The following is a 24,853-nucleotide window of genomic DNA, read 5'->3' as shown; positions in this document are numbered from 1 at the left end:
TGATAAAAATGCGTGGGCAATCACAATTCAGATCGAAAGAAATTCAGATGAAAAAGCGATGGCAGGTTCGGTGTGTATTCTACGGTTAAATAAATATAACTAAATGATTTTATTGGTTTTATTAAATAACGGGCAAAATTCGCAATGTGATTAATATCACAAAAAACAATGGTTATTCATGCTTGTCAACGTTACGAGTAATGAAATACATGGCAAAAATGTGATCTTCGTTGCAAATAGAAAAGCCGTTCACCGGAAGAATGAATGTCAGACGCGCAGCATACGGAGTGATGACAATGAGAATTGGCATAGTGATAAGCGGTGGCGATGTTACCGGAATAAATAACTTTGTGTTTCAGATATCACGTATGACGCAGGCGGATATGGTGTTATTTAATGGCGGCATTCCCGGTTTATTAGAAAATCGCCATCAGGAAATGTCGCAGCGCGATCTGGTTGATTATGCCATCACTTCAATTCCCGTAATGCAATCTGGACGAACCACGCGAAAATTAATTCGCCCTGAGTATGAGCTGATCGCCAAACAACTCAAATCGCTGCGCATCGATGTATTAATTATGGCCGGGGGTGATGGCTCATTACAGTTTTTACATACATTAAGCGAATTCGGCGTGAATTGCTTTGGTGTAGGCATGACCATTGATAATGATGTTTTTGGCAGTGACTACACCATTGGTTTCTCTACCGCTTGTGAGCAAGTCTTAAAAGAAGTATCGAAATTAAGAAATACCGGCCGCGCGTTAACCGGTCGTGTATTTATGGTTGAGTTGCTCGGCGGCTATTGTGGCGAACTGACGCTGCAATCGGCGATCAAATCCAATGCTGATTTCGCGCTGATTCCGGAGTGCCAGATCCCGGCGCAAGAACTGGCAGAACGCATCACGCAGCGGCTTGCCGCGCAGAACAGCGTGGTGATTCTCTGCTCTGAAGGCTACACCCGCGAATACTCGCCGGGCTTTCAGGGTGCGATTGATACCTTAATTAAACAGATTGAGCCGCTGATAGGGGTACGAATTCGTAAAACTATTATCGGTTACGGCTTGCGTAGTGGTGACCCGACCTGTGAAGAGATTTATCAAGGCACCATTATGGCCAGTGAAGTTGCGCGCTGTATTCAGTCGGGGATGCGCAACAAAGCGGTGATTATTAATGGCAGTAATCGACCGATACCGATTGATCTTATAAGCATGAAAAAACGCCTGGTTGATACCGAAGGGCATCATTACAAACTCGCTAAACAACTGCATATTCTGTGAGGAAAACGCCATGCTGAAAATATTATGTGTCTGTGGATGTGGTCTGGGTTCTAGTTTCGCCATCGAAATGAGTGCTAAATCCGTATTAAAGAAACTCGAAATTGAAGCGGATATTGATCACACCACTATTTCAGAAGCCAATGCTTTTAAATCCGACATGATTCTCACTCAAAAAGCATTTGCGGATGTCCTTAACGCGGATGCCAGCCCGGAACAAATTAAACGGGTGATTATTCTCAACAAGCTGACCGATAAAGCTGAAATTGAGGAAAAAATCGTGGCGTTTATGAAAGAACGTAATCTGAAGGTTGCTAACCATGAATAGTGTGATCAACTTCCTGGTAAAAGACTTATTAGGGCAGGCATCAATTCTGATCGCCTTTATTGCTCTGATTGGTCTGCTACTGCAGAAAAAATCCGCAGGTAAGGTGGTGGAAGGCACCTTTAAAACACTGCTGGGCTTTTTAATCATGATGGCGGGTATCAATATCATTGTCGGTACGCTGACCTTCCTGAATACCATCTTCACCCACGGTTTTGGCATGAAGGGCTATATCACCGATGTGGCCGCCATTGCCGGATTAGCAAGCCGCGAGTTGGGATCAGAAGTGGCGCTGACATTGTTGGTGATCTTTATCGTCAACATCATCATCGCGCGTCTGACGCCGTTCAAATACATCTTCCTCACGGGTCAGGCGCTGCTGTGGATGGCAACCATCGGAGCGGTGATTGGCTATAAAGCCGGGCTGACGGGTTTACCGCTGATCCTAACGGGCGGCATCTTCGGCGGCATTATGGCGGTCGTGATGCCAGCGCTGGCTCAGCCGGTGGTGCGCCGAATCACGGATTCCGATGATGTTGCACTGGGGCACTTCTGCACCATTGGCTACTTGCTGACGGCGGCAGTGGCGAAGGTGGTCGGTAAAGGCTCGCGCTCAACGGAAGATCTCAAGCTGCCAGACAACTTCAAGTTCCTGCAGGACACCTATCTGTCGATGGCAGTGGTGATGGTACCGATGTACCTGATCCCGGCAGTGGCAGCAGGCCCAGAATTTATCGGCCAGTACAGCAACGGCATGAACTATCTGATGTATGCCTTTATGCAGTCGATTCAGTTCGTCGCCGGCGTGTTCGTGCTGTATAGCGGCGTGCGTTTACTGCTCAACGAGTTGGTGCCAGCGTTCCGTGGCATTGCGATGCGCCTGGTGCCAGATGCAAAACCCGCGCTCGACTGTCCGGTGATGTTCCCTTACGCACCGAATGCCGTGATCGTCGGCTTCCTGGCGACAACTCTGGGTTCCGTGGTCGGCATGCTGGTGTTCCCCATGTTCGGTCTGGCGATGATTCTGCCTGGCCTGCTCACCAACTTCTTTGCCGGTGGCACCGCAGGTGTATTCGGTAATGCTCTGGGTGGGCGTCGTGGAGCGATGATTGGCGGTTTTGTTCATGGCCTGTTCATCACTTTCCTGCCGGCCATATTGGTGCCAATGCTCGAAAGCTACGGCTTCACCGGTGTGACCTTCAGTGACTCTGACGTCATCAGTACCGGATTGGTATTGGGCCATGCGTTCCAGGGCAACTGGTTGTTCGTCGCACTCTTTATTGTCTTTATCACTCTGATCGCCTGGTTTGTTAACGGAAAATCCCCTAAATCCCACGAGGAAAAGCTTCATGAAACTTTATAACTTTACCGATCTGTTACAGGTGGCTAAACAACGTGAATTTAAAGCGCTTGGTTCCTTTAATTTGCACTGCCTGGAAATGTTACCGGCCTTTTTTAAAGCAGCAGAGAAAACCAACAGTCCATTAATGATTCAGATCTCAACCGGCACGGCGAAATATCTGGGACATAAATTATTAGTGGATGCGATTCGCTCGTTATCTGAAAGCCGTAATGTGCCAACGTGCCTGCATCTCGATCACTGTTCAGATCTCGATGCGATTCAAACGGCACTGGATGCAGGATTCAGTTCTATTATGTATGACGGCTCGCATTTATCGATTGAAGAGAATATTGCCAATACGCGTCGCGTGATTGATATGGCGCGCCCGTTGCAGGTCTCGGTTGAAGCAGAACTGGGTGCTATCGGTGGTTCAGAAGACGGTAAAGAAGTCGAAATGAACGATGCGTCCTTTACCACCGTAGATGATGCTAAGCGTTTCGTGGATGAAACCGGCGTTGATATGCTGGCCATCTCCATCGGTACCGTACATGGACTGTATACCGGTAAAGCGCATATTCAGCATCAGCGTCTGGCCGATATTACTGAAGCGACCAAAACCCCGTTGGTGTTGCACGGCGGTACGGGCGTGAGTGATGAAGACATGCGCCTGGCCGTGCGCAGCGGTATCGAAAAAGTGAACGTCGGCACGGAAATGAATGTGCAGTGGGTGGCAAACTGCAAGCAGACGTTTGAAAAAGGTAAAGTGAATGACAGCGTACGCAACTTCCTGGTACCCGCTAATGATGCCGTCACCAATGTGCTGGTAGAAAAGATTTCACTGTTCCGTTAAGTACGACTCACTCATGACGTAATAAACCTGAGGTGCCCTGGCGCCATTCGGGGCAGGAGACGCTATGTTTGGATTCTTGAAAAAGGGCTCGGATAATAAGAGTCAGGATTCACAAGAAATAGATCTTCAGGCAGAAACCATCAGTGGGAAAATTAGCGAGCTGGAACAACAGCTCGCTATTAATCCGCAAGCGGTCGATGCGCAGAAACAATTAATGCTGGAATATAATCGTGCATTAAATATCTTTGCGAAAAGCCGCCGTTTTCGTCAGGAAATTGATCCGCTGTTCGTTAAAATTGATGAACTGCGTAATACCATCCGCAAATCAATTTAAGGAGGCAGTATGAGTATTAAGCGACTGCTGCAAGAAGCGAATGCGATTCAGGTGGGGATCAGCGCCACGGACTGGCGCGAAGTGATCGCGCTGGCCGCACAACCGTTGGTGAGCGGTGGATATGTGAAGGATTCCTATCCGGAGGCGGTGATAGCCAATACCCTGACGCACGGCGCTTATTATGTGTTTGAGGAAGGGATAGCCATTCCGCATGCGCGTCCGGAAACGGGCGTGTTGAAAGATTGCTTCAGCATGATTGTGCTGGATGAGCCGATCTCTTTTGAGGGGAGTGACAAAGCCGATATCGTCATCATGTTCGGCGCGCGCGACAGCAATGCGCACATCGAAGAGGGCATTCGCGCGATTGTCTCACTATTGGAAGATGAAGAGACGCTGGTGCGGTTACGTCAGGCCAGCAGTGTGGCGGAGGTGATAGAAATCCTATGACTTCTCACACTGAAGAAAAGATGGTGGTGCTGGTCAACGGCATTCCCGCGTCGGGGAAAAGCACCCTGACACGGGCTATGGCGGAACGGTTTGGTTTTCCGGTACTGACGCTGGACAGCCTCAAAGAACCTTTTATGGCCAGTTTCGCGCCGGTGGATCGCCTGCGTAACCGTCAGTTGGGATGTGCGGCTTATCAGGCAATCTGGAAGGTGGTCGGGCAAGCTCCCACCTGCTGCGTATACCTGATTGACGCCTGGTTCGGCTTCCAGCCAAAAGAAGTGTTGCAGCAAGGATTAGAGCAGGCGGGTATCACTCGGGTGCTGGAGCTGTGGCTGGCGATCACCCCTGACGAAGCGGTAGCGCGTTATCAGTCACGACTGACCGATCGCATGCCGGGTCATCCAGGTGCCGAGTATCTGCCTGAGCTACGTAAGCTGGCGGAAACGGCGCAGCCGATGGCGCTTGGGCCAGTGTTGCAACTCAATGCCGCCGATCCGGATGAAGCGGCGGCGAGTGCCTGGTTGCAGCGTCAGCTGCGGCTGCCGGTGAGTGCTCAGCCCGCTTTGTCTGCATCAGGTTGAAAGAAGTCCGCCAGTAAGGCGCTGAACTGTTGATCGTGTTGGCGATCGTCAGCCAGCTGGCGGCAGATTTCCCCTAAGGCCCGATAGAGTTGATCGGTGGCCAGTTCGCCCTGATTAAGCGTAGCAATCTCATCCATCTCCGCCGCCCAGCGCCAGGCTTTTGGCAGCATATCCGGGGCGGCTTTTTCCATTCGCTTCAGTAACGCCAGCTGGCTCTCCTGCATCTCTTCACGCAGTGCATCGGCGGCACCCACACGGCTGGCATTGATCAGCATCGCCGAGGTCAGCAGGGTGATGCCTTTATTAATCCCGGCATAAGCCATCTTCAATGCCGAAGCGGCGCCGTTCTCAGCGCCCATCACCCGCACCCGCAACCCATAATCACTTAACTGCGCCAGTTTCCCGGCATGTGGCCCTGCAAACCAGAAACGCGGTCCGGAAGGATTCTGCTCGCCAGGCGGCAAGCCAATTATCGCCGCATCGGCAAAAGGGGTACCGGCGCTTTCAATCACCTGAGCCACTCGTTTGAGCGTCTCCGGACTGATGGCATTGCAATCCACATACAACGGTTTATGCGCGGCGGCTTGTAAAAGCGGAGCCATCTGTTGTGCCCAGCTGAGTGCCGATTCGGGCGGCAGAATCGACAGAATCATATCGGCCTCACAAAGCGCCTGTGCGCTGCAGTTGGCGATATTGGCCTGTTGGGCACGCTGTTGTGACTGGGCTGAGCGTTCGCTCAGCGGAGCAATCACCCGCGCCCCATGCCGGGCAAGTACAGCACCGATGGCCGCGCCCATAGCGCCCGGTGCGGCGATAGCAATCGTCTTCATTACGGTCACTCCTTTAGGCATCAAGCTGTCAGTATGGATCGCGCTGAAGAGATTGTGCTTAGGGAAGTGCAAGCAAATACAACCGTCCACCTGCAGCGGTTTTGTCCGGCACGGTTATTGCTGCTGGCAGTGGCGCTGTGGGCGATTTGGCGGGGCAGAAAGCAGGCCAGACACGCTTGTGCTAATTCACAGTCGTGATAATAACCGCATGATTTGACAAGGCATATTTCACTCGCTCAACCAGGCTTGTTGGATGTTTTGCATGATATTGCCCATCCATCAAGGAGACTCTATGAACATTGATTTGCACGGTAAAACCGCGTTAGTGACGGCATCAACGGGCGGCATTGGTTTTGCGATCGCTCAGGGATTGGCTGAGAGCGGTGCCGAAGTGGTGCTTAATGGGCGCAGTGAAGACTCGGTGAGCCGGGCACGTGAGAAGCTGAATGGATTGGTGGTTGGCGCCAAAATTCATACTTTTATTGCCGATCTCGGCAGCGCACAGGGCGTAAAGCAATTGCTGAACGGATTGCCGCCCATTGATATTCTGGTCAACAACGCCGGAATTTACGGCCCGCAAGACTTCTACGCCACCGATGACGATACCTGGGAAGCTTACTGGCAGACCAACGTGATGTCGGGTGTGCGACTATCCCGCGCTTTGCTGCCGGAGATGGTGAAACGCGGTTGGGGGCGCGTGGTGTTTATCTCTTCTGAATCGGCGCGCAACATCCCCGCGGATATGGTGCATTACGGTGTGACCAAAACCGCACAACTCTCGCTGGCGCGTGGGCTGGCGAAAGTCGCAGCAGGGAGCGGCGTGACGGTAAACAGCGTGCTGCCGGGCCCCACCATCTCAGATGGTTTTGCAGCAATGATGGAAGAAGAAGTCAAACGAACCGGAAAAACGCTAGAAGTACTGGCGAAAGAGTTTGTGATGGCGCAGCGTCCGAGTTCGGTGATTCAGCGTGCAGCCACGGTGGAAGAGGTGGCAAATATGGTGGTATACGTGTGCTCGCAACAAGCTTCGGCCACCTCCGGCGCGGCATTGCGCGTCGATGGCGGAGTGGTGGATGATATTGTTTAATCCGCAGTAAATCGCCAGTCCGTGTCGCAGCGTAACCTATTACGTGCTTCTTAAGCCCCATTAGGGCTGAGTGGTGCGCATAGACTTCGCTGCGACAACGCCACGATTAACCTCAGCCAGACAAAAGTTTACACAGCAACGCTTGGTGTTTCTGCTGCATGTGCTTAAAATGCCCGCACTTTACTCTGGGGCGATGGCATGACCAAATCAGCACAACGCGCAAAATGGATTCTGGCACTGCTTTGTCTGGTGCTGGCATTTTGTCTCGCCCAGCGTAGCTTTAATCTGCCCAATGCTTCTCAGGCGCAGATCAGCGCCTCGTCGTTCAGCGATCACGACCAAATCGGTGGCGAAAAAATCTGCTCCATCAGCGCAAAATCACTTCACGCTGCGGCCCCGATTATCGACAGCGTCATGCCGTTTCTGTTGATGGTCATCGCCTTACTGACCACGCTCTTCTCGTCTAAACCCACATCAGGTTATCGTCGTGAGCCTCTCTTTCCGCCCGTACAGCGGCGGCATCTGACCTTCTGCGTCTTTCGGGAATAACGCTACGCATCCCATCGCGTAAACCTTGTTATTCACCGGAGAAAAATTGATGAATCTCTTTATCAGGAGCTTGTTGCTCCTGCTGGTCAGCTGCACGAGCATAGTGCACGCTGCCGATACTGGCTGGCTGCGTAATGCACAAAACAGCCATGCAGAAGTACGCTTACGCAGCGCGAGTCATGGCGCTGATGCGCAAATATTACTGGATATCCGACTGGAAAACGGTTGGAAAACGTACTGGCGTTCGCCGGGCGAAGGTGGCGTGGCCCCGGAAATTCGCTGGCAAACGCCCGCCAGCAACGCTACATGGTATTGGCCTGCGCCTGCTCGCTTTGACGTGAGCGGGCTCACCACCCAAGGCTACAAAGGCAATATCACGCTGCCGATTGAGCTGAAAAAGGTGCCAGATGAAAAACTGGCCGGCACGCTCACACTCTCGACCTGTAGCGATGTCTGTATTCTGACCGATTTCCCCTTCACTCTGGATCTCGACCAACAGGCTGCCCCCGATTTTGCCCGCGATTACGCCCAGGCGATGGGGCAGATCCCCGCTGAAAGCGGTTTGACCGATCAACTCGACGTCAGCAACGTCGATGGCGAACTCCAAATCCGCGCTCAGCGTCAGGGTGGATGGACTAAACCTGAGCTGTTTTTCGACTATCCGCAAGGGAGCATGCTGGCTGCACCGCAGATCACGGTGAAGGGCGACATCCTCAGCGCGCGGGTTGCGGTCACCGATGAGTGGGGCGAAGCGGCACCCGATTTGCGCGGTAAAACGTTGTCGCTGGTGGTGGTTGACGCGGGTATCGCCCAGCAAAGTTCGGTGATCATCGGCGCTCGGCCCCTTGTCTCCGATAGCAAATCACAAACCCTATGGTCAGTGATATTGCTGGCGCTGTTGGGGGGATTGATCCTCAACCTGATGCCATGTGTGCTGCCGGTGCTGGCAATAAAACTCAGCGGTCTGGTGCAGCAACAAGGCCAATCGCGGCGTCAGACCCGGCAGCAGTTTCTTGCCTCCAGCGCCGGAATCCTGTTCTCGTTCCTGCTGCTCGCGGCGTTGATGACCGGCCTGCGGCTGAGTGGCCAGGCGTTGGGCTGGGGCATCCAGTTCCAGAGCAGTGGTTTCCTGCTGGCGATGGTACTGGTGATGTTCTTCTTCACTGCCAGTCTGTTTGATTTGCTGCATTTCCGTTTACCTTCAGGTCTTAACACCCGACTGGCAACGCAGGGCGGTAGCGGGCTGCTGGGGCATTTTGGTCAGGGGGCTTTTGCCACGTTACTGGCGACGCCGTGCAGCGCACCGTTTCTCGGAACCGCAGTGGCCTATGCGCTTACCGCACCCTTGCCGCAGTTGTGGTTGCTCTTTGCCGCATTAGGTATCGGCATGAGCCTGCCATGGCTGTTGGTCGCGGCGTTGCCAGGTTTGGCGCGCTGCCTGCCTCGTCCGGGGCGCTGGATGGTTCATCTGCGTACCCTGCTTGGTCTGTTGATGCTGCTCGCCACTTTCTGGCTGGTCACACTGCTGATCCCACACTGGGGTGAATCTTTTGCCATGGTGCTGGGTGGTGTATTGCTGCTGGTGCTGTGTGGCTGGTTAATTCAGCGTCGGGCGCTGCAACAAGCCGGAGTGGTGTTTATCACTCTGACGTTGGCGGCGGCGGTATTCCTGATGACGCGCATTGAGCCAGAGGAGGAAACGCTCTACTGGCAGCCGCTGACAGAAGCGGCGATCAATCAGGCACTAGAGCAAGATAAGCGCGTGTTTGTCGATGTCACCGCCGACTGGTGCATTACCTGCAAGGTGAATAAATCCCGGGTGCTGAATCAACCTGACGTGCGCGCCGCGTTGAAAGCCGATGATGTGGTGCTGCTGCGCGGTGACTGGACTCAGCCTGACCCCGCGATCGGTGAATTCCTGCGCAAGCGCGACCGCGTTGCCATCCCTTTTAACCAAATTTACGGCCCGGCACTGCCGCATGGCCACATTTTGTCACCGTTGCTGAGTCGTGAAGTGGTGATTTCTACTCTCTCTGAGGCCAAAAAATGATTAAAAAATCCCTGTTACTGTCCCTGATGTTTCTGACCCTGCCTGCACTGGCGGCGGCACCGTTTACACCTGAACAAGAGGCACGTATCAAACAGCTGATTCGTGAAACGCTGGTGCAGAATCCGGCAATTCTGGCCGAAGCCGCTGATGCCTTTGATAAAGAAGCGGCGAAACAGCAGCAGAGCGTTGTCGCGCAGATGGTGAAGAAAAACCACGATGCCCTGTTCAATGATGCCGGCTCGCCGCGCATCGGGGCAGAAAAACCGGCGCTGACGCTGGTGTATTTCACTGACTACAACTGCGTGTTCTGCAAGAAATTCGATGCGGATATTGAGAAGCTGCTGAAAACCTATCCACAGGTGGCGGTAGTATTAAAACCGCTGCCGTATCGTGCCGAAACCTCTTTGACATCCGCGCGTTTGGCATTGACGGTTTGGGAACAGCAACCTAAAAACTTCCTGAAACTCCACGAGCGCTTGATGGCGAAAAAGGGCAACCACGACGAAGCGAGCATTGCCGCGGCGCTGGATAAAACCGGTATCAAGTTGAAAGAACCCAGTAAAGCCAGCCTCGACACCATCAATGAGAATCTGACGCTGGCGCAGCAGTTAGGTGTGCAGGGCACACCTGCTACGCTGGTGGGCAATGAGCTGATCAGCGGCGCGGTGCCTTATGCGCAACTGGAAGCCGCAGTGAAGGGCGCGTTGCAGGCGAAACCATGATGCGTCTCAAGCGCTGGCTGCGTGAAGCAGCAGTGCTGGTGCTGATCGCCGCGGCGATAATGTGGGGCATGGATTGGCTGCGCGCCCCGCAGCTGCCAGCCGATCTGGCACAACAGCCGCTGACGACGATCAATAGCGAAGTTAACCTGGCCACGTTAAGTCAGGATAAGCCGGTGCTGGTGTATGTGTGGGCCACCTGGTGCGGGGTGTGCAAACTCACCACGCCCACGGTGGCTGCGCTCAGCCAGAACGGTACGCAGGTGGTGACCGTGGCACTACGGTCGGGTGATGACCAGCGTGTCGCCACCTGGCTGGAGAAAAAAGGCCTGCAGGGCCCGGCGGTGAACGATGAAAACGGTGCAGTGAGTCAACGCTGGGATATCAACGTGACGCCGACCTTTATCGTGCTAGAGCGCGGCAAAGTGGTCAGCACCACCACCGGTTGGAGCAGTGCCTGGGGACTGAAATTGCGGCTTTGGTGGGCTGAAAAATTTTACTAACGCGTAAGTGAGTGTCAGATCGCGCTAAGCAGCGTATTGACGCACAAATAAGGCTTTTGCTTAGTAAAGCTGTCACTTTTCGAAGTGGCAGCTTTTTTTTTGCGCACTGGGGCGGCTGTCATCCTGTCCATCCTGAGCTACCCGCCATATTTGTAGCCTTTTGACATCACGTACAGAAGTTAATGAGCGGCCCCAGACGGCGATAACACCGATCGTTTAACGGGCAAGCGGCAATCCAGCAGGAACGCATGTACTCTCCAGAGATGCACCTGCATGTGTATCCGCTATCTACCGCGACCCGAGAAAATCCTCGCGCTGTGGCGTGAAGGTATCCAGCAGCGTACCCGCCTCCAGACAGACGCAACCGTGCACCACATTAGGCGCTTTATATAATGTGTCTCCCGCGCCGACTTCCTGCGTAACCCCATCAATCGTAAAAGCAAAACGGCCGGCCAACACATAGGTCAGTTGCTCATGGGGGTGATGATGCAATGGCCCCACTGCATCCTTTTCAAAGGTCACTTCGACCGCCATCATCCGCCCCCCGTGGGCCATGACGCGCCGCGTCACGCCGTTGCCGAGGTCTTCTTTAGTCGTCGCGCTTTTATAAATAAACATCGGTTTTCCTCACCAGTGACTTCATCAATGTGTGACAGATCTCACATCGAAAGGGACATTTCAGGGCTGCATTTTAGCGCACCTTGATTAAAATGAAACAGTGTTTCAAATTAATCTGAGGATGGATCATGAAAATCGCTTTGATGATGGAAAATAGCCAGGCCGCTAAGAACGCAACCGTATGGAAAGAACTGCAAACTGTCGCGCAACCGCTCGGCCATCAGGTGTTTAACGTCGGCATGAGCGACGAGCAGGATCATCATCTGACTTATATTCACCTCGGCATCATGGCTGGACTGTTGCTGAACAGTAAAGCGGCTGACTTTGTGGTCGCAGGTTGTGGGACCGGGCAAGGAGCGTTGGTGTCGCTCAACCTGCATCCCGGTGTCGTGTGCGGCTACTGTATCGATCCCGCCGATGCTTATCTGTTCGCGCAAATTAACAACGGCAATGCGCTGTCGCTGCCTTTCGCCAAGGGTTTTGGTTGGGGAGCCGAGTTGAATCTACGGTTTATCTTCGAGAAAGCCTTCACCGGCGAAAAAGGCTTAGGCTATCCGCCAGAGCGTAAAGAACCGCAGGTGCGTAATGCGGGCATTCTCAATCAGGTGAAAGCCACGTTGCTGAAAGAAGATTACCTTGATTCATTGCGCGCACTGGATCCTGAACTGGTGAAAGCTGCCGTTGGCGGTGCTCGCTTCCAGGCGTGTCTGTTCGAACACGGACAGAATCAGGACATCGTGCGCTTTGTTCGTGATCTGCTGTAACGATGGGTTGCGTTCAGCCGAGAAAATTTTGTCTGGGTATGCAGGTGCGCCTGAATGCGCGCCTTGCAGAATCGAACCAAGCCATCTTATGGATGGGGTTTGGTTCTTAAGATCGATGAGTTAAGCCTATGATCTGGCCAGACTGACTTTTTCAAAAAGGCAGTTTTCCGTCATCTGCAAGGGTACGGGCCGCAGCGTCTCTGCTGCGGCACCAGACTGCGTTATCACCCCATGCTTAATTGATGCTTTCCATTATTTAAGCCCGGCTCGATTCCACCAGCATTCGCGTATAGGGCATCTGCGCACCATTCCCCACCAGGGTGTCCACATCTAATGTTTCTAACAGCTTGCCATGCTGCATCACCGCCACTCGATGACACAGATGCGCCACGACGCCCAGATCGTGCGTCACCATCATGTAGGTCAGGTTCTCCTGCTGCTGCAAGTCACTTAACAAGTTCAGAATCTCTGCCTGCACGGAGACATCGAGCGCGGAGGTGGGCTCATCCAGCAACAGCACACGTGGTTCGAGAATCAACGCACGGGCTATGGCCACACGCTGGCGCTGACCGCCAGAGAGCTGATGCGGATAGCGGGTTTGCCAGGCACGATTGAGTCCAACCTTTTCCAACATGGCAATCACGCGTTGCGAACGTTGTCCGATACCGTGAATGTGCAACGGCTCTTCCAGAATGTCGCCAATGGTGTGGCGCGGATGCAACGAGCCATAAGGATCCTGGAACACCATCTGCACCTGGCGGCAGAGGGCACGGTCAATGCGATGCTCCCGTTTTCGTCCTGCAATCGCGAGCTCGCCGTCCCAATGGGTAAACAGCCCGGCAAGACATTTCAGCACCGTGGTTTTCCCCGATCCAGACTCGCCGACCAGGCCAAAAATTTCTCCTTCACGCACCGACAAATTGACGTCATACAGCACCTGGTTGCGCTGCTCGTCCTCGCCAAAGCTAAGGTTAAGGTGACTCACACGGATCATCTCGTTCATGCTCTCTCCTTAAGGTTGTAACCAGCTTGCCTGGCGCTGTAGTACCGGCAATCGCGAGCGGCGTGCGTCCATATCCGGCAGCGAGGCCAGTAATCCCTGGGTATAAGGATGCCGGGCATGATCGAGCTGATCGGCGGCCAGCGATTCGACCACGCGGCCGGCATACATCACCAACACGCGATCGCAAAAACGTCGCACCAGATTGAGGTCGTGACTGATAAAGATCAGGCCCAGCCCGCGCTGCTGCACCAACTCATCCAGCAGCGTCAACACCTGCAACCGGACCGACACATCCAGCGCCGAGGTCGGCTCATCGGCGATCAGCAACTCGGGGTCGGTGATCAGCATCATGGCGATCATCACGCGCTGGCCTTGACCGCCTGAGATCTCGTGCGGAAAACATTGGTACACACGCTGTGGATCACGAATCTGTACCACCTCCAGCATCTCCAGCGCCCGCTGGCGTGCCACTTCGCGCTGCCCCGGATGGTGACTGCGCCAGGCTTCGGCAATTTGCTCACCCACGCGTACCACAGGATTCAGTGAGTATTTAGGGTCTTGCATGATCATCGAAATACGTTTGCCGCGCACGGCACGCATTTGTGCAGGCGAAGCGCGTAGCAGATCGACATCGGCAAACTGCATGCGCTGAGCGGTCACTTGCGCGCTACGCGGGTGCAGTTGCAACAGCGCCCGGCCGACCGTGGACTTGCCTGAGCCTGACTCACCGACAATTGCCAGCTTCTCTTTGCCTAACTGGAAGGAGATGCCACGCACCGCTGGCGTCATCTGGAGGCCATTGACGAAATTAACCTGAAGGTCCTGCACATCGAGCAGGGGAACAGCGCTATTCGCTACGGGGATCGAGGATGTCACGTAAGCCATCTCCTAAGAAATTAAACGCCAGACTGTTGATCAAAATCGCTAATCCCGGCATGGTCACCACCCACCAGCACTCCAGCATGTAAGTGCGGCCACTGGCGATCATCGCGCCCCATTCAGGATCGGGCGGCTGCGCACCCAAGCCAAGAAAACCGAGTCCGGCGGCGGTGAGAATAATGCCGGCCATGTTCATGGTGATGCGGATGATCACCGAGGGCAGACACAGCGGCACGATGTGTTTCCACAAAATGCGCAGAGAAGAGGCACCTTGCAGGCGCACGGCAGAGACAAAGTCCGCCTGACGCAGCGACAGCGCTTCCGCACGCGCCAGGCGAGCAATTGGCGGCCAGGCGGTGAGGGTGATGGCCATCACCACATGTTCCAGGCCGGGACCCAGCGCCGCGACAAACGCCAACGCCAGCACCAGACTCGGGAACGAAATGAAGATATCGGTGACGCGCATTAATACGCTGTCCACTTTGCCGCCGAAGTAGCCCGCAGTCACACCCAACAGCAGGCCTAATGGCCCGACGGTGATCGACACCAGCATGACGATGTACAAAGTAATGCGCGCGCCCCACACCAGACGACTGAAGATATCGCGTCCAAACTCATCGGTGCCAAACCAGTGTTGTGCGTTCGGCGGCGTGAGTGCGTTATTCAAATCCTGAATCAGTGGATGGTAGGGGGCGATCCACGGTGCAAACAGCGCCACGATCAGCAGCAGTAAAATGATGCCTCCGCCGATGGCCGTGAGGGGATTGCAGGCCATTTGCCACAGGAAATGGCCGATACGCGAGAGAGCACGGCGACAACGTGCCACGCGTTCGCGCGTGGTGCTGGCATGAAGCAGATCGAGAGAGACAGTCATACTTTGGTCCTCGGATCGAATACCTGATAAAGCAGGTCAGAGAGCAGGTTAAGCAGCACGAAAATCAGGCCGACCACCAATACGCAGCCCATCACCGCATTCATATCGCCGAGCATCAGGCTGCCCGTGAGATAAGAGCCAAAACCGGGCCAGGAAAACACGGTTTCAATCAATACCGCGCCTTCAAGCAGGGATCCATACGCCAGCGCCACCACCGTCAGCAGCTGCACCAGAATATTGCGGAAGGCGTGTTGCCAAATCACCTGCCACTCCGTCAGGCCTTTTACCCGCGCGGTCAAAATGAATTCCTGCGACAGTTGCGCCAGCATAAAGCTGCGCGTCATACGGCTGATGTAGGCCAGTGAATGGAAGCCCAACAAAGAAGCGGGCAGGATCAGATGATTGAGTGCGTTGTTAAACACCGTGAGATTGCCTGCCAGCAGCGCATCGATCAGCAACAATCCAGTGCGACGCGGCACAATGCCATCGAGACTGAAATCAACCCGACCGGCACCGCCGACCCAACCCAGATGCGCGTAGAACAGCAGTAAACCGATCATACCGACCCAGAAAATTGGCGTGGAGTAGCCGGCCAGACTGATGATGCGCACCAGATAATCCACCACGCTGTTGCGCCGTGCAGCAGCCCACACGCCCAGCGGCACGCCCAGACCGGTGCCGAGCAGAATGGCGAGTGTGGCCAGTTCAACGGTGGCTGGGAACACACGCAGAATATCGTTGATCACCGGCTGTCCGGTGAGCAGCGCCAGCCCAAGATTGCCGTGCAGCAAGCCTTGCAGATAAATCCAGAACTGCACCCACAACGGTTTATCAAAACCCAGCTGGTGGTAAACCTGCTGATAGGTGGCGTGATCGGCATCCGGTCCGACAATGGCCAGCACCGGATCCAGCGGCATCACGCGGCCAATGAAGAAAGTGAGTAACAACAGGCCGAACAGCGTGATAGCGACCTGCAATACACGGCTACGCGCTCGCCGCCAGTGACGTTTGGTTAAGGTCATTGGGCACCTCCAGCCAGACTATCCGGCGTTTTCCACACATCGCGCAGGAAGGTGGTGGCGGAAGGGTGCGGCACATAATCCTGCACGCGATTGTTCACCACCACCGAATCGGTCATTTGAGAAATCGGCATCAGAGCCGGAATCAACTGGTCATAACGTCGTTGAATGGCAAAATAATCCTGCTGCTGCTTTTGTGTATCTCGTTCCAGCAGCGCCTGATCGATCATCTTGTTGAGCTGGGCATCGTAGAAACCGGTGCGCCATCCTTGAAAATTCGTCAGCCGGGCACTGTCAGCATTATTCGGGTTGTACACCAGCGAACGCAGACTGGAATGCGGGTGCGGTTCTACACCGCTGCCACCACGACCGACCAGTAAATTGAACTGGCGTTCGCGCATTGCGCCATAAATCTGGTTACCGGTGCCGGTGATGATTTTGGCGCGAATGCCTGCCTGCATCAGTGTCGATTGAATGGCGATGGCGATGTTCAGGAAGGGTTGGTCGGCTAACACGCGCAAGGTGGTGTCGAAGCCGTTGGGATAACCCGCAGCCGCCAGCAACGCTTTGGCGCGTGGCACATCGAGTCGATAGCCGGGATCGGGCAGTGTTTCAGGCATACCAGACTGGATCGGACGCTGATGCAAGGTGCCATAACCGGCCATCAGGGTTTTATTGATGCCCTGATAATCGACTAAGTAGCGCACGGCTTCGCGCACTTGCGGGTTGGCGAAGTGGTCATCCTTCATGCTCATTGCCAGGTAATAGAGCGTGCCTTTTTGCACCGCATCAATGCTGAGATCGGGATCGTGGCGCAGCGCATGCACATCAGGAATGGCCATGTTACTGGCGATGTCGATATCCCCTTTTTGCATCATCAAACGCAGGGTTTGTGACTCCTGCAAATGGCGGAACACCACGCGGGTTAATCTGGCAGCGCCACGCCAGTAATTTTCATCCCTGCTCATGCGCAATACATCTTTGGCCTGCCACACATCAAGACGAAACGGGCCTGAACCGGCTTCGTGCGTGGTTAACCAGCGATTGCCCCAGTCATTATTGACCGCATGTGCCTGCACCGTTTTACTGTCCAGCACCACCATGCTGCCAAGTGCGGCCAGCGAATAGAGCACTAGCTGCGGATCGTTAGGCTTAGGCAACTGGATCACCACCGTGTGAGCATCGGGGGCCGTGATCATCTGATCCACATTGTCTTTGCTAAAGCCGTACGATTTCCACACTGAAGCTTGTGCCAGATTAAGATGCAGCACCCGACGTATTGACCAAATCACGTCCTCGCTCGTCAGCGGGTGACCGGAATGGAAATGCACGCCATCTCGCAGATGGAAAGTGAGTTGGCGATGATCGGCGCTGATCTCCCAACGTTCCGCCAGAGCAGGGCGCACGTGGGTGAGCTGGCGCGGGTCCAACTCAACGAGCCCATCATAGAGATTGACCACAATGCCCACCACTTCATTGCCGGTCATGGCAGCGGGATCGAGCGTCAATAGGTTGTTCATGTTCATGCCCACGATCAGCTGGTCGTCTGGCGTGGCGGCCAGCAGCGACGGGCTACCCGTGAGCAGCAGCAGCGTGGCGCACCACGCTCTGCAATAACGAGAAATGTTCATAAGCAAAGTCCAGCAGGTCAGAGGTTTATAGTTGTTTGCCGTACTGCTTGTGTTCGACGCTTACCAGCGATTCACCGTATGCGTTTCAATCCAGCTGAAATTGATGTCCTCCCCGAGTCCAGGCCGCGTGGGTAGATGCACAAAGCCCTGTTCATCCATCGGATCGACCAGGCTGTTGAGATAGGCGGGCGGTTGTTCGTAATCGAGGAAAGGGTGCAGCAGTCCGCGCTCATACCAGCGGCAGTTACGAATCGCACCCACCACCGCGATGCTGGCCGCACCGTTGCCATGGACTTCACAATCCATACCGAAGGCTTCGGCCAGGCTGGCCACTTTCAGGGTGGCCGAGATGCCACCGACGCCGTTGGCCCCGGCCCGCAGGATGTCACAGGCTCCTGCACGCACCCAATCGGCACGGCTGTGGTGTTTGCCGCCGAGACTCTCCGGCCCAAGGACGTCAATGCTGAGGTTTTCCGCCAGCCAGGCATAGGAGGCCATGCTTTCCTCTTCCATCGGCTCTTCAAACCAGGCGAAGTTAAGCTTCTCCAGCGCTTTACCGATGGTGAGTGCCTCGCTGCGACTGTACCAGTGGTAGCCGTCCAGCATCAGGGCGATATCCGGACCTACCGCTTCGCGTACCGCGGCACAGGCTTTGATATCCATCGCGGTGCTGGGGGCAAATGAAACCGGCGGCATCCAGGTATGCAGTTTGATGGCTTGATAACCGCGTGCTACCAACTTCTCGGCAAACTGGGCGTACTCGTCCGGCGTTGAGAGGCCACCTTCAAGCTCATCGCCACACATGGTGCTGCCGTAAGCGGGGATTTTCTCGCGATAGCCGCCCAGCAGCTTATGCACCGGCTGTTTAAGTTTGCGGCCAATCAAATCCCACAGGGCTTGTTCCACGGCGGAGAGCGCTCGTTCGGTGAGCTGATGTGCGCTGCCGCGCTGCCAGTGCACCAGATCCTGCCAAAGACGTTCACGATCAAAGGCGTTTTGCCCGATCAGCACCTTACGGAAGAAGGCGTTGACCACATGCGGCCGTATGACTTCTGCTGGCGCAAAGGCGTAACCACAATCGCCGTCTTCGCTGGTCAGGGTGAGCAGCGCCATTTGTGCATCGGTTTCTGCACCGGGATGGGAGTGCCCGGCGCTGTCGGAAACACGGCGCGTTGGGTAGGTAAAAAGAGTGACATCAATGGCGCTGATCTTCACGGTATGGCCTCCAGAACGATTTCCATGCTCAGGCTGAGCGTTATCTAAAAATTAAAACGGCGTTTCATTTCGTAATTTAGCCTTCACATTTTGTTTACGCATTAGCCAAAATGCGGGAAGAGCAGCCGATTAATTGGGCAGTTGCATGGCGTGCTGTGAGCATATTCACGGATGCGGGACGTTTTGTGAGCGATGGCACAGTGATGTGATGCGTTAACGGATGTAAAAAAATGTGTCTCAGGGGCTTTTCATTTCGCGTCTGCCAGGTAATAGTGACGCCGCGAAATTTTAATAATAATCATTATCATTTGTATGGGTAGACACAATGAAAAAATGGCTGTTAGCGCTGGGGTTACTGGCTGTGGCGGATTCCGCTTCGGCAAAAATCATCACTGACATTGCAGGACGTCAGGTTGAAGTTAAAGAGGAATCGAAACGCATTATTTTGGGCGAAGGGCGCCAGATGTATCTGTTGGCGGCTTTCGATACTGCTGCGCCGTTCCATCGCGTGGTGGGCTGGCGTGATGACTTCCATAAGGCCGACTATGACGGTTATATGGCCTATGAGAAAAAGTATCCGGAAATTAAAAAGCTGCCGACCTTCGGTGGTGCAAAAGACGGCACCTTCAACGTTGAGCAAGCCCTGACGTTAAAACCGGATCTGGTGCTGATGAATCTGGAATCCAAAGCGGCAACGGATGAAGGCAAGTTGATTGAGAAGTTGCAGGCGGTTGGCGTACCGGTGGTGTTTATCGACTTCCGTGAGAAACCGATGGAGCACGCCGAGAAGAGCATCCGCATCATGGGCGAACTGGTCAATAACCCGCAGCGTGCTGAAGAGATCGTGGCTTTCCGCCGTGCGCAGATCGAAAAGGTGACCGATCGCCTGAAAAACTTCGCGGGCCCGCGTCCGAAAGTGATGATCGACCGCGCGGGTGGCTATACCGACGAATGCTGCATGTCGTTTGGAAACGAGAACTTTGGTCAGATGGTGGAACTCTCTGGCGGCAGCAATATCGCTAAAGATCTGATTCCAGGTACGTTCGGCACTCTCAACCCAGAGCAAATCATTGCCAGCCGCCCGGATGTGGTAGTGGTGACGGGCGCAAACTGGAAGAATTACAACACCGTCGGCAATTGGGTGGGTGTAGGGCCAGGCGCTGACACCAAGGAAGCCACTGCACGTTTGAAATTACTGATGATGCGCGATGCCTTCAAAACTCTACCGGTGGCGCACAATGGCAATGCCCACGCCATCTGGCATCAGTTCTACGACAGCCCGTATCAGTTTGTTGCGATTCAGGCCTTAGCGAAATGGCTGCATCCGGATTTGTTCAAGGATCTCGATCCTGACGCGACATTCCGTGAGTTCCATGAGAAGTTTTTGCCTCTGCCATATCAACCGGGTTATTGGGTCACGCTGCCAGCGGATAAGTCATAACCTTTAGGCTTTTTGCGGGATTTTCGCGCATAACTCTTCATCTTTACTAATATTTCACAGGCGTTTGGCTGCGGTTTCGGGGAAGAGAAACACAGCCAGCGTCTGAAAAATAAACGTAAAGGGAGAGTCAAATGTTGTATACCTCGGGACGTTCGGCGTTTGTCGTCGGGCTTTATGCACTGTTGGAACCCTTGCCGCTGGGCTTTTTTGTCGCGGCCTGGCTGTTCGATATCATCTATCTGCAAACCTTCGTCATCATGTGGACCAAATCAGCCAGTTGGTTGATTGCGATGGGTCTGGTGCTGGCGATCCTGCCAAGATTAATCAGTCTTGTTTACTTATTTCGCGGCCCTTATCCCAGTGAAAAAACGCACTTCTGGCTGTCGCTGTTGGCAATCGTGCTGGCTATCGTGAATGCCTTTATTCATAGCCGTGATGCCTATGCGGTTGTGCCACTGGGCGTAACATTATCGACGGCGGTCGTCGTTCTGCTGTTACTTGCTAATGTTCAACTCGCACTGCGTGGACGTACCGTACAAGGAGGTCGCGAATGAAACAGATTCTTGGTGCAGTAACGCTCGCGATGCTACTCAGTGCCTGCGATGACGGTGCGTTGATTGATCCGCAAAAGCAAATTGGCCCCGATCCTGAATTACCGCAAGCGCAAAACTTCTTTGTGCCACCGATGCAGGTACCGCAGGCTACGCCGTGGAAAGCCGGTGAAATGCCGAAGGTGGCAGAAGGGTTGAAAATTGAAAAGATTGCCGAACATCTGCAGCACCCTCGGCAAGTTTTGGTGCTGCCAAACAATGATGTGCTGGTGGCGGAGTCCAATGGCACACCGAAACCGACTACCGCGCCGAAGGATCTGATTACCGGCATCGTGAAGAATGCGTCTGGTAAGGGCGGGGCGGGTGGCAATCGCATTACGTTGCTGCGCAATGTAAATGGTAAATGGGAGCAACATCGTTTTATCGACAACCTCACCGCGCCGTTCGGCATGCAGCTGGTGGGCAACACGCTGTATGTTGCCAATGCCGATAGTCTGGTGAAGTTCCCGTATGAGAGCGGCCAAACCGAGATTCGCACACCGCCCGTAGTGGTAACCGAGTTGCCCGGTGGGCCGATTAACCACCACTGGACTAAATCACTGGTCGCCAGTCCGGACGGGACTAAGCTTTATGTCGGCGTCGGTTCCAACAGTAACATTACGGAAAACGGCATTGGTGCAGAGTACCGCCGTGCTGCGGTATTAGAGGTTGATGCGGCGAGCGGTGCCAGCCGCATTTATGCCAGCGGGCTGCGTAATCCAACCGGTCTGCAATGGGAACCGCAAAGCGGCAAGCTGTGGGCGATTGTCAACGAGCGAGACGAAATCGGCTCAGACCTGGTGCCAGATTACATGACATCAGTGCAGGAGAAAGGTTTTTACGGCTGGCCTTACAGCTATTATGGCCAACATATCGATGTGCGAGCGCAGCCACAGCGTCCCGATTTAGTCGAGAAGGCCATCAAGCCGGACTACGCGCTTAGCTCGCATGTGGCACCGCTTGGCTTGCTGTTCTATGGCGCAGATAACATGCCGCAGTATCGCGGTGGGGCATTTATCAGTGAGCACGGCAGCTGGAATCGCACGCCGTTGAATGGGTACCAGGTGGTGTGGGTGAAATTCGAAAACGGAAAACCGGTTGGACAGCCGCAGCCAGTCGTCACGGGATTCCTGACCGATGACCAAAAACAGGTACGAGGTTTGCCGGTCGGCCTGGCTTCAGACCAGCAGGGCGGTGTGCTGATCGCGGATGATGCCGGTAATGCCATCTGGCGTGTCAGTTCCGCAAACTGAGTATCGCAGGCAATAAAAAAGGATTTGGCTATCACGCCAAATCCTTTTTTTATGTTCGCTAACTGGCTGGTAACCGCGCTGCGAACGGGGTGCTCAGCACTCCTCACAAAGCAAATCATAAAATGTGCGGGGGAATATTTCAAGTTTCGCAAAAATACTGTATGGTTATACAGGTGTTGAGTGGCGAGCGCAGTCTCATTGTTTTCTGATGACTCCCAGGGGCGCGGATTGTCAAATCCCGGCAGGTTTCAGGTGGTGCTGGCCTGTGGCTTCCACAATGAGTGGCGCTCAGCACTCCTCACAGCTGTGCTCAGGCCATCGGCGGGTGGAGTCAAAGCCCCGACGGCTGAAAGGCGCGCTCCTGTCAGAGGAGAAGGAAAGTGATGGAAATTGTTCGATTACTCCTGGACCTGGTCCGGGTGATCCTGCAAATCATCGTTGCCCTTTTGCAACTGACCGGTCAGGCACATTGACCGGAACTTGAAGCAAGGCGGAGCTCACCCCTCCGCCTTTTTTCGTTCTTTGCCAACAGTGATAATTTCGCCATATCAGTCGTTTCCTTCCGGTACTAAATTCTCTTTGCTAAACCGTGAAAATGTGATTATCAGCATAGCTAACTTATGTTATGAATTTAGCCTTAGAAAAATATAATCAGGTAAAGGTTTTATGTCGTCGCAAAAGTTATCCCATAACGTTAAACGCATTCATTCATCAGCCATTCGCGATTTATTGAAACACAGCAAAATGGAAGGGGTGATTTCACTCGGTGGTGGTATCCCGAATTCCGATCTGTTTGATACCGAAGGTCTGCGCATTGCCATGGACCGTGCGCTAACCCAGGATGGGCACAATGCGTTTCAGTATGGCTTGAGTGAAGGGGATCCGCTGTTACGTGAAGCGATCTGCCGCATTTCAGCCGATCGTGGTATCGATTGCACACCGGACGACGTTGTGGTCACTTCCGGGTCACAGCAATCACTGGATATCCTTGCGCGCGCGCTGATTAACCCAGGCGACGTGGTGGTGGTGGAGCGTCCGACTTATCTCGCCGCGTTACAGGTCTTCCAGTTGGCTGATGCGCAATTTAAGTCTGTGGGCACCGATGGCGAAGGCATGATCGTTGACGAGCTGGCAGAACTGGTCAAACAGACGCCAATCAAAGCCGTGTATATCGTTCCGACCTTTGGCAATCCAAGCGGTGTGACCTTATCAGAAGCGCGCCGTCAGCAGCTGGTTGCACTGGCGAAGCAGTATGATTTCCTGATTTTTGAAGACGATCCCTACAGCGAGATCAACTTCACCGACCAGACATTCCGCCCATTGAAATCCCATGCTCAAGGCATGGGTGCCAGTGAGAATGTCATTTATACCTCGACCTTCTCCAAAATTCTGGCACCGGGTGCACGTGTTGGCTGGATTACCATGCCGGGTTGGTTGAAATCATCGGTGGTGAACCTGAAGCAGGCTACGGATCTGCACACCAGTGCTTTGTCACAATCCCTGACGCGTCATTATCTGGAAACCGGTCGCTTGCCGGAGCAGATTCGCTTGATCCGCGCGGCCTATAAGCAGAAGTGCGATGCACTGTGTGCAGCATTGGAGACGGAGTTGGGGGATAAGCTGCACTTCTATCGCCCGCTGGGTGGCATGTTCCTGTGGGCAACGTTCAAAGAAGCCTTCAACACCACCGAATGGCTGAAAACCACGCTGAGCAATGGTGTGGTGTATGTTCCCGGTGAGTTTTTCTACTGTGATAATCCGGATACTTCTACACTGCGTATTTCGTATGCTTCAGTATCGGAAACCAATTTAGCTCTCGCAGCACAGCGTTTAAAAGCTTCGTTACCGCAGTAATCACCTGAAAGCCCTTGGTGACAAGGGCTCATGCTAGCCGTTGGCGCTGTCCAGCGGCCAGGATTCAAACAGGTAACCATCAAAATAGATGTCATCGACGTCTGAAAATTCCAGCAAGCGCTGTTTTACATTCTCCAGATGCTGCCACATGGCCTGCTTGGCGGCGCGTGCATCTTTCTTAATCAGCGTGGCGAGGATCTTCTTGTGGTCGTCCAGCCACTGTTTGCGGTAATGGGTGTTGACCAGATGACGATGCAGCTGGCTCCACATCACATTGTCTTCACGCCACTGCCAGGATTGCTTAAAAAGCTCCACCAACATGCTGTTGTGGGTGGCTTCAGCAATCGCTAAATGGAAATTACGATCGCCGTTCTCGCTTTCGTTGACCGCGCCAGAAGCGAGTTCTTTCTCTTCCAGTTCCAGCGCCTGTCGCATCTTAATGATGTCTTCACGGGTAGCCTGAAGCGCGGCAAACTCAGCAATATTGCTCTCCAGAAGCTGACGCGCCTGCAGCATCTCAAACGGTCCGGCATCATTGCAGGCCGCCTGCGCTGCTGCTCGCGGTGTAGGACTGTCATTCACAACATAAATGCCTGCACCCCGGCGCACCTCAATCAAGCCTTCCAGTTCCAGCATAATCAGAGCCTCACGCACCAGCGTACGCGTGACATCCAGCAGCGCAGCCAGTTCACGCTCAGGCGGCAACCGCTCGCCCACGGCATACTGCTTTTGCGTAATCATGTTACGCAACATTTCCCCCACTTCCTGATAAGGGCGCTGTGCTGATGCTTGTGTTTTCATGAGCTCTTTTCTGCTAATTA

26 protein-coding genes are annotated in these 24,853 nt (G+C 54.0%); 17 read left to right on the top strand and 9 right to left on the bottom strand.

The features are described from left to right. Window positions 1-296 precede the first annotated feature (296 nt). The 7 genes from ACCW76_RS01155 (at window position 297) to ACCW76_RS01125 (ending at window position 5,153) form a co-directional block, all read left to right on the top strand. Window positions 297-1,277: a 6-phosphofructokinase gene (locus ACCW76_RS01155; RefSeq protein ID WP_436337680.1), complete on the top strand. Its 981-nt coding sequence runs from the start codon at window positions 297-299 to the stop codon at window positions 1,275-1,277. 10 nt (window positions 1,278-1,287) lie between these two features. After that, window positions 1,288-1,602 carry a PTS sugar transporter subunit IIB gene (locus ACCW76_RS01150; RefSeq protein WP_034827292.1) on the top strand — a complete coding sequence of 105 codons (315 nt, stop codon included), beginning with the start codon at window positions 1,288-1,290 and terminating at the stop codon, window positions 1,600-1,602. Then, on the top strand, window positions 1,595-2,962 hold the full coding sequence (locus ACCW76_RS01145) for a PTS sugar transporter subunit IIC (protein ID WP_034827290.1): 1,368 nt from the start codon (window positions 1,595-1,597) through the stop codon (window positions 2,960-2,962). Before ACCW76_RS01150 ends, ACCW76_RS01145 begins: the two co-directional genes overlap by 8 nt. Next, window positions 2,949-3,791: a class II fructose-bisphosphate aldolase gene (locus ACCW76_RS01140; RefSeq protein WP_045814340.1), complete on the top strand. Its 843-nt coding sequence runs from the start codon at window positions 2,949-2,951 to the stop codon at window positions 3,789-3,791. The genes ACCW76_RS01145 and ACCW76_RS01140 overlap by 14 nt, the downstream gene beginning before the upstream one ends. 64 nt (window positions 3,792-3,855) lie before the next feature. Further along, window positions 3,856-4,125 carry a hypothetical protein gene (locus tag ACCW76_RS01135; RefSeq protein ID WP_038647130.1) on the top strand — a complete coding sequence of 90 codons (270 nt, stop codon included), beginning with the start codon at window positions 3,856-3,858 and terminating at the stop codon, window positions 4,123-4,125. A 9-nt stretch (window positions 4,126-4,134) separates the two neighbouring features. Next, on the top strand, window positions 4,135-4,572 hold the full coding sequence (locus ACCW76_RS01130) for a PTS sugar transporter subunit IIA (protein ID WP_038647128.1): 438 nt from the start codon (window positions 4,135-4,137) through the stop codon (window positions 4,570-4,572). Continuing rightward, window positions 4,569-5,153, top strand: a complete 585-nt coding sequence (locus ACCW76_RS01125) for an AAA family ATPase (protein ID WP_045814338.1) — start codon at window positions 4,569-4,571, stop codon at window positions 5,151-5,153. Before ACCW76_RS01130 ends, ACCW76_RS01125 begins: the two co-directional genes overlap by 4 nt. On the opposite strand, the gene ACCW76_RS01120 is transcribed toward ACCW76_RS01125, so the two are convergent. Continuing rightward, on the bottom strand, window positions 5,126-5,983 hold the full coding sequence (locus ACCW76_RS01120; RefSeq protein ID WP_436337518.1) for a DUF1932 domain-containing protein: 858 nt from the start codon (window positions 5,981-5,983) through the stop codon (window positions 5,126-5,128). The two genes, ACCW76_RS01125 and ACCW76_RS01120, sit on opposite strands and share 28 nt — an antisense overlap. A 292-nt stretch (window positions 5,984-6,275) precedes the next feature. Here ACCW76_RS01120 and ACCW76_RS01115 point away from each other — a divergent pair, with 292 nt between their 5' ends. From ACCW76_RS01115 to ACCW76_RS01095, 5 genes are all read left to right on the top strand, one after another. Then, window positions 6,276-7,070, top strand: a complete 795-nt coding sequence (locus ACCW76_RS01115; protein WP_436337517.1) for an SDR family NAD(P)-dependent oxidoreductase — start codon at window positions 6,276-6,278, stop codon at window positions 7,068-7,070. A gap of 198 nt (window positions 7,071-7,268) precedes the next feature. Beyond that, window positions 7,269-7,619, top strand: a complete 351-nt coding sequence (locus ACCW76_RS01110) for a hypothetical protein (protein WP_045832029.1) — start codon at window positions 7,269-7,271, stop codon at window positions 7,617-7,619. 49 nt (window positions 7,620-7,668) lie between these two features. After that, the gene (locus ACCW76_RS01105) at window positions 7,669-9,669 is read left to right on the top strand and encodes a protein-disulfide reductase DsbD family protein (protein WP_436337516.1); all 2,001 of its coding nucleotides are present in this window, start codon (window positions 7,669-7,671) and stop codon (window positions 9,667-9,669) included. Further along, window positions 9,666-10,391, top strand: coding sequence for a DsbA family protein (locus ACCW76_RS01100; protein ID WP_436337515.1), 726 nt, complete (start codon window positions 9,666-9,668; stop codon window positions 10,389-10,391). Before ACCW76_RS01105 ends, ACCW76_RS01100 begins: the two co-directional genes overlap by 4 nt. Then, the gene (locus ACCW76_RS01095) at window positions 10,388-10,891 is read left to right on the top strand and encodes a protein disulfide oxidoreductase (RefSeq protein ID WP_436337514.1); all 504 of its coding nucleotides are present in this window, start codon (window positions 10,388-10,390) and stop codon (window positions 10,889-10,891) included. The genes ACCW76_RS01100 and ACCW76_RS01095 overlap by 4 nt, the downstream gene beginning before the upstream one ends. Before the next feature lie 288 nt (window positions 10,892-11,179). Here ACCW76_RS01095 and ACCW76_RS01090 read toward each other — a convergent pair whose 3' ends face one another. Further along, window positions 11,180-11,509 (bottom strand): cupin domain-containing protein, encoded by a 330-nt coding sequence (locus tag ACCW76_RS01090; RefSeq protein ID WP_038647114.1) that lies wholly within the window; start codon window positions 11,507-11,509, stop codon window positions 11,180-11,182. A 128-nt stretch (window positions 11,510-11,637) separates the two neighbouring features. Between ACCW76_RS01090 and ACCW76_RS01085 the strand changes: the two genes are divergently transcribed. Further along, a complete protein-coding gene (locus ACCW76_RS01085) occupies window positions 11,638-12,273 on the top strand; it encodes an RpiB/LacA/LacB family sugar-phosphate isomerase (RefSeq protein ID WP_045832032.1) in 636 nt (211 codons plus the stop codon). A gap of 256 nt (window positions 12,274-12,529) precedes the next feature. On the opposite strand, the gene ACCW76_RS01080 is transcribed toward ACCW76_RS01085, so the two are convergent. The 6 genes from ACCW76_RS01080 to ACCW76_RS01055 form a co-directional block, all read right to left on the bottom strand. Next, window positions 12,530-13,267 carry an ABC transporter ATP-binding protein gene (locus ACCW76_RS01080; protein ID WP_436337679.1) on the bottom strand — a complete coding sequence of 246 codons (738 nt, stop codon included), beginning with the start codon at window positions 13,265-13,267 and terminating at the stop codon, window positions 12,530-12,532. Between the two features lie 18 nt (window positions 13,268-13,285). Continuing rightward, window positions 13,286-14,152: an ABC transporter ATP-binding protein gene (locus ACCW76_RS01075; RefSeq protein WP_436337513.1), complete on the bottom strand. Its 867-nt coding sequence runs from the start codon at window positions 14,150-14,152 to the stop codon at window positions 13,286-13,288. After that, a complete protein-coding gene (locus tag ACCW76_RS01070; protein ID WP_436337512.1) occupies window positions 14,124-15,029 on the bottom strand; it encodes an ABC transporter permease in 906 nt (301 codons plus the stop codon). The genes ACCW76_RS01075 and ACCW76_RS01070 overlap by 29 nt, the downstream gene beginning before the upstream one ends. Then, the gene (locus tag ACCW76_RS01065) at window positions 15,026-16,051 is read right to left on the bottom strand and encodes an ABC transporter permease (protein ID WP_038647108.1); all 1,026 of its coding nucleotides are present in this window, start codon (window positions 16,049-16,051) and stop codon (window positions 15,026-15,028) included. The genes ACCW76_RS01070 and ACCW76_RS01065 overlap by 4 nt, the downstream gene beginning before the upstream one ends. Then, complete coding sequence (locus tag ACCW76_RS01060) at window positions 16,048-17,574, bottom strand: ABC transporter substrate-binding protein (RefSeq protein ID WP_436337678.1); 1,527 nt, start codon at window positions 17,572-17,574, stop codon at window positions 16,048-16,050. The genes ACCW76_RS01065 and ACCW76_RS01060 overlap by 4 nt, the downstream gene beginning before the upstream one ends. 165 nt (window positions 17,575-17,739) lie before the next feature. After that, a complete protein-coding gene (locus tag ACCW76_RS01055) occupies window positions 17,740-18,894 on the bottom strand; it encodes a mandelate racemase family protein (protein ID WP_436337511.1) in 1,155 nt (384 codons plus the stop codon). 325 nt (window positions 18,895-19,219) lie between these two features. On the opposite strand from ACCW76_RS01055, the gene ACCW76_RS01050 reads away from it, so the two are divergent. The 4 genes from ACCW76_RS01050 (at window position 19,220) to ACCW76_RS01035 (ending at window position 24,032) form a co-directional block, all read left to right on the top strand. Next, window positions 19,220-20,335, top strand: a complete 1,116-nt coding sequence (locus tag ACCW76_RS01050) for an ABC transporter substrate-binding protein (RefSeq protein ID WP_436337510.1) — start codon at window positions 19,220-19,222, stop codon at window positions 20,333-20,335. A gap of 131 nt (window positions 20,336-20,466) precedes the next feature. Continuing rightward, window positions 20,467-20,889 (top strand): DUF2231 domain-containing protein, encoded by a 423-nt coding sequence (locus ACCW76_RS01045; RefSeq protein ID WP_436337509.1) that lies wholly within the window; start codon window positions 20,467-20,469, stop codon window positions 20,887-20,889. Next, a complete protein-coding gene (locus tag ACCW76_RS01040; protein WP_436337508.1) occupies window positions 20,886-22,178 on the top strand; it encodes a PQQ-dependent sugar dehydrogenase in 1,293 nt (430 codons plus the stop codon). The genes ACCW76_RS01045 and ACCW76_RS01040 overlap by 4 nt, the downstream gene beginning before the upstream one ends. Before the next feature lie 666 nt (window positions 22,179-22,844). Then, window positions 22,845-24,032 carry a PLP-dependent aminotransferase family protein gene (locus tag ACCW76_RS01035; RefSeq protein WP_436337507.1) on the top strand — a complete coding sequence of 396 codons (1,188 nt, stop codon included), beginning with the start codon at window positions 22,845-22,847 and terminating at the stop codon, window positions 24,030-24,032. 33 nt (window positions 24,033-24,065) lie between these two features. On the opposite strand, the gene uxuR is transcribed toward ACCW76_RS01035, so the two are convergent. Further along, entirely contained in the window at window positions 24,066-24,833 is a 768-nt protein-coding gene (gene uxuR / locus ACCW76_RS01030) for a Uxu operon transcriptional regulator (protein WP_038647095.1), read from the bottom strand. Window positions 24,834-24,853: the final 20 nt, after the last annotated feature.

The organism is Pantoea sp. C8B4, from assembly GCF_051336905.1.
Taxonomy (GTDB): domain Bacteria; phylum Pseudomonadota; class Gammaproteobacteria; order Enterobacterales; family Enterobacteriaceae; genus Pantoea; species Pantoea rwandensis_B.
This window is presented reverse-complemented; position numbering and strand designations above follow the sequence as displayed.

What these genes read in the sequence shown, in the direction of transcription:
- ACCW76_RS01155 (WP_436337680.1), top strand. Translation starts at nt 297, where the DNA reads ATGAGAATTGGCATAGTGATAAGCGGTGGCGATGTTACCGGAATAAAT.
- ACCW76_RS01150 (WP_034827292.1), top strand. Translation starts at nt 1,288, where the DNA reads ATGCTGAAAATATTATGTGTCTGTGGATGTGGTCTGGGTTCTAGTTTC.
- ACCW76_RS01145 (WP_034827290.1), top strand. Translation starts at nt 1,595, where the DNA reads ATGAATAGTGTGATCAACTTCCTGGTAAAAGACTTATTAGGGCAGGCA.
- ACCW76_RS01140 (WP_045814340.1), top strand. Translation starts at nt 2,949, where the DNA reads ATGAAACTTTATAACTTTACCGATCTGTTACAGGTGGCTAAACAACGT.
- ACCW76_RS01135 (WP_038647130.1), top strand. Translation starts at nt 3,856, where the DNA reads ATGTTTGGATTCTTGAAAAAGGGCTCGGATAATAAGAGTCAGGATTCA.
- ACCW76_RS01130 (WP_038647128.1), top strand. Translation starts at nt 4,135, where the DNA reads ATGAGTATTAAGCGACTGCTGCAAGAAGCGAATGCGATTCAGGTGGGG.
- ACCW76_RS01125 (WP_045814338.1), top strand. Translation starts at nt 4,569, where the DNA reads ATGACTTCTCACACTGAAGAAAAGATGGTGGTGCTGGTCAACGGCATT.
- ACCW76_RS01120 (WP_436337518.1), bottom strand. Translation starts at nt 5,983, where the DNA reads ATGAAGACGATTGCTATCGCCGCACCGGGCGCTATGGGCGCGGCCATC.
- ACCW76_RS01115 (WP_436337517.1), top strand. Translation starts at nt 6,276, where the DNA reads ATGAACATTGATTTGCACGGTAAAACCGCGTTAGTGACGGCATCAACG.
- ACCW76_RS01110 (WP_045832029.1), top strand. Translation starts at nt 7,269, where the DNA reads ATGACCAAATCAGCACAACGCGCAAAATGGATTCTGGCACTGCTTTGT.
- ACCW76_RS01105 (WP_436337516.1), top strand. Translation starts at nt 7,669, where the DNA reads ATGAATCTCTTTATCAGGAGCTTGTTGCTCCTGCTGGTCAGCTGCACG.
- ACCW76_RS01100 (WP_436337515.1), top strand. Translation starts at nt 9,666, where the DNA reads ATGATTAAAAAATCCCTGTTACTGTCCCTGATGTTTCTGACCCTGCCT.
- ACCW76_RS01095 (WP_436337514.1), top strand. Translation starts at nt 10,388, where the DNA reads ATGATGCGTCTCAAGCGCTGGCTGCGTGAAGCAGCAGTGCTGGTGCTG.
- ACCW76_RS01090 (WP_038647114.1), bottom strand. Translation starts at nt 11,509, where the DNA reads ATGTTTATTTATAAAAGCGCGACGACTAAAGAAGACCTCGGCAACGGC.
- ACCW76_RS01085 (WP_045832032.1), top strand. Translation starts at nt 11,638, where the DNA reads ATGAAAATCGCTTTGATGATGGAAAATAGCCAGGCCGCTAAGAACGCA.
- ACCW76_RS01080 (WP_436337679.1), bottom strand. Translation starts at nt 13,267, where the DNA reads ATGATCCGTGTGAGTCACCTTAACCTTAGCTTTGGCGAGGACGAGCAG.
- ACCW76_RS01070 (WP_436337512.1), bottom strand. Translation starts at nt 15,029, where the DNA reads ATGACTGTCTCTCTCGATCTGCTTCATGCCAGCACCACGCGCGAACGC.
- ACCW76_RS01065 (WP_038647108.1), bottom strand. Translation starts at nt 16,051, where the DNA reads ATGACCTTAACCAAACGTCACTGGCGGCGAGCGCGTAGCCGTGTATTG.
- ACCW76_RS01060 (WP_436337678.1), bottom strand. Translation starts at nt 17,574, where the DNA reads ATGAACATGAACAACCTATTGACGCTCGATCCCGCTGCCATGACCGGC.
- ACCW76_RS01050 (WP_436337510.1), top strand. Translation starts at nt 19,220, where the DNA reads ATGAAAAAATGGCTGTTAGCGCTGGGGTTACTGGCTGTGGCGGATTCC.
- ACCW76_RS01045 (WP_436337509.1), top strand. Translation starts at nt 20,467, where the DNA reads ATGTTGTATACCTCGGGACGTTCGGCGTTTGTCGTCGGGCTTTATGCA.
- ACCW76_RS01040 (WP_436337508.1), top strand. Translation starts at nt 20,886, where the DNA reads ATGAAACAGATTCTTGGTGCAGTAACGCTCGCGATGCTACTCAGTGCC.
- ACCW76_RS01035 (WP_436337507.1), top strand. Translation starts at nt 22,845, where the DNA reads ATGTCGTCGCAAAAGTTATCCCATAACGTTAAACGCATTCATTCATCA.
- uxuR (WP_038647095.1), bottom strand. Translation starts at nt 24,833, where the DNA reads ATGAAAACACAAGCATCAGCACAGCGCCCTTATCAGGAAGTGGGGGAA.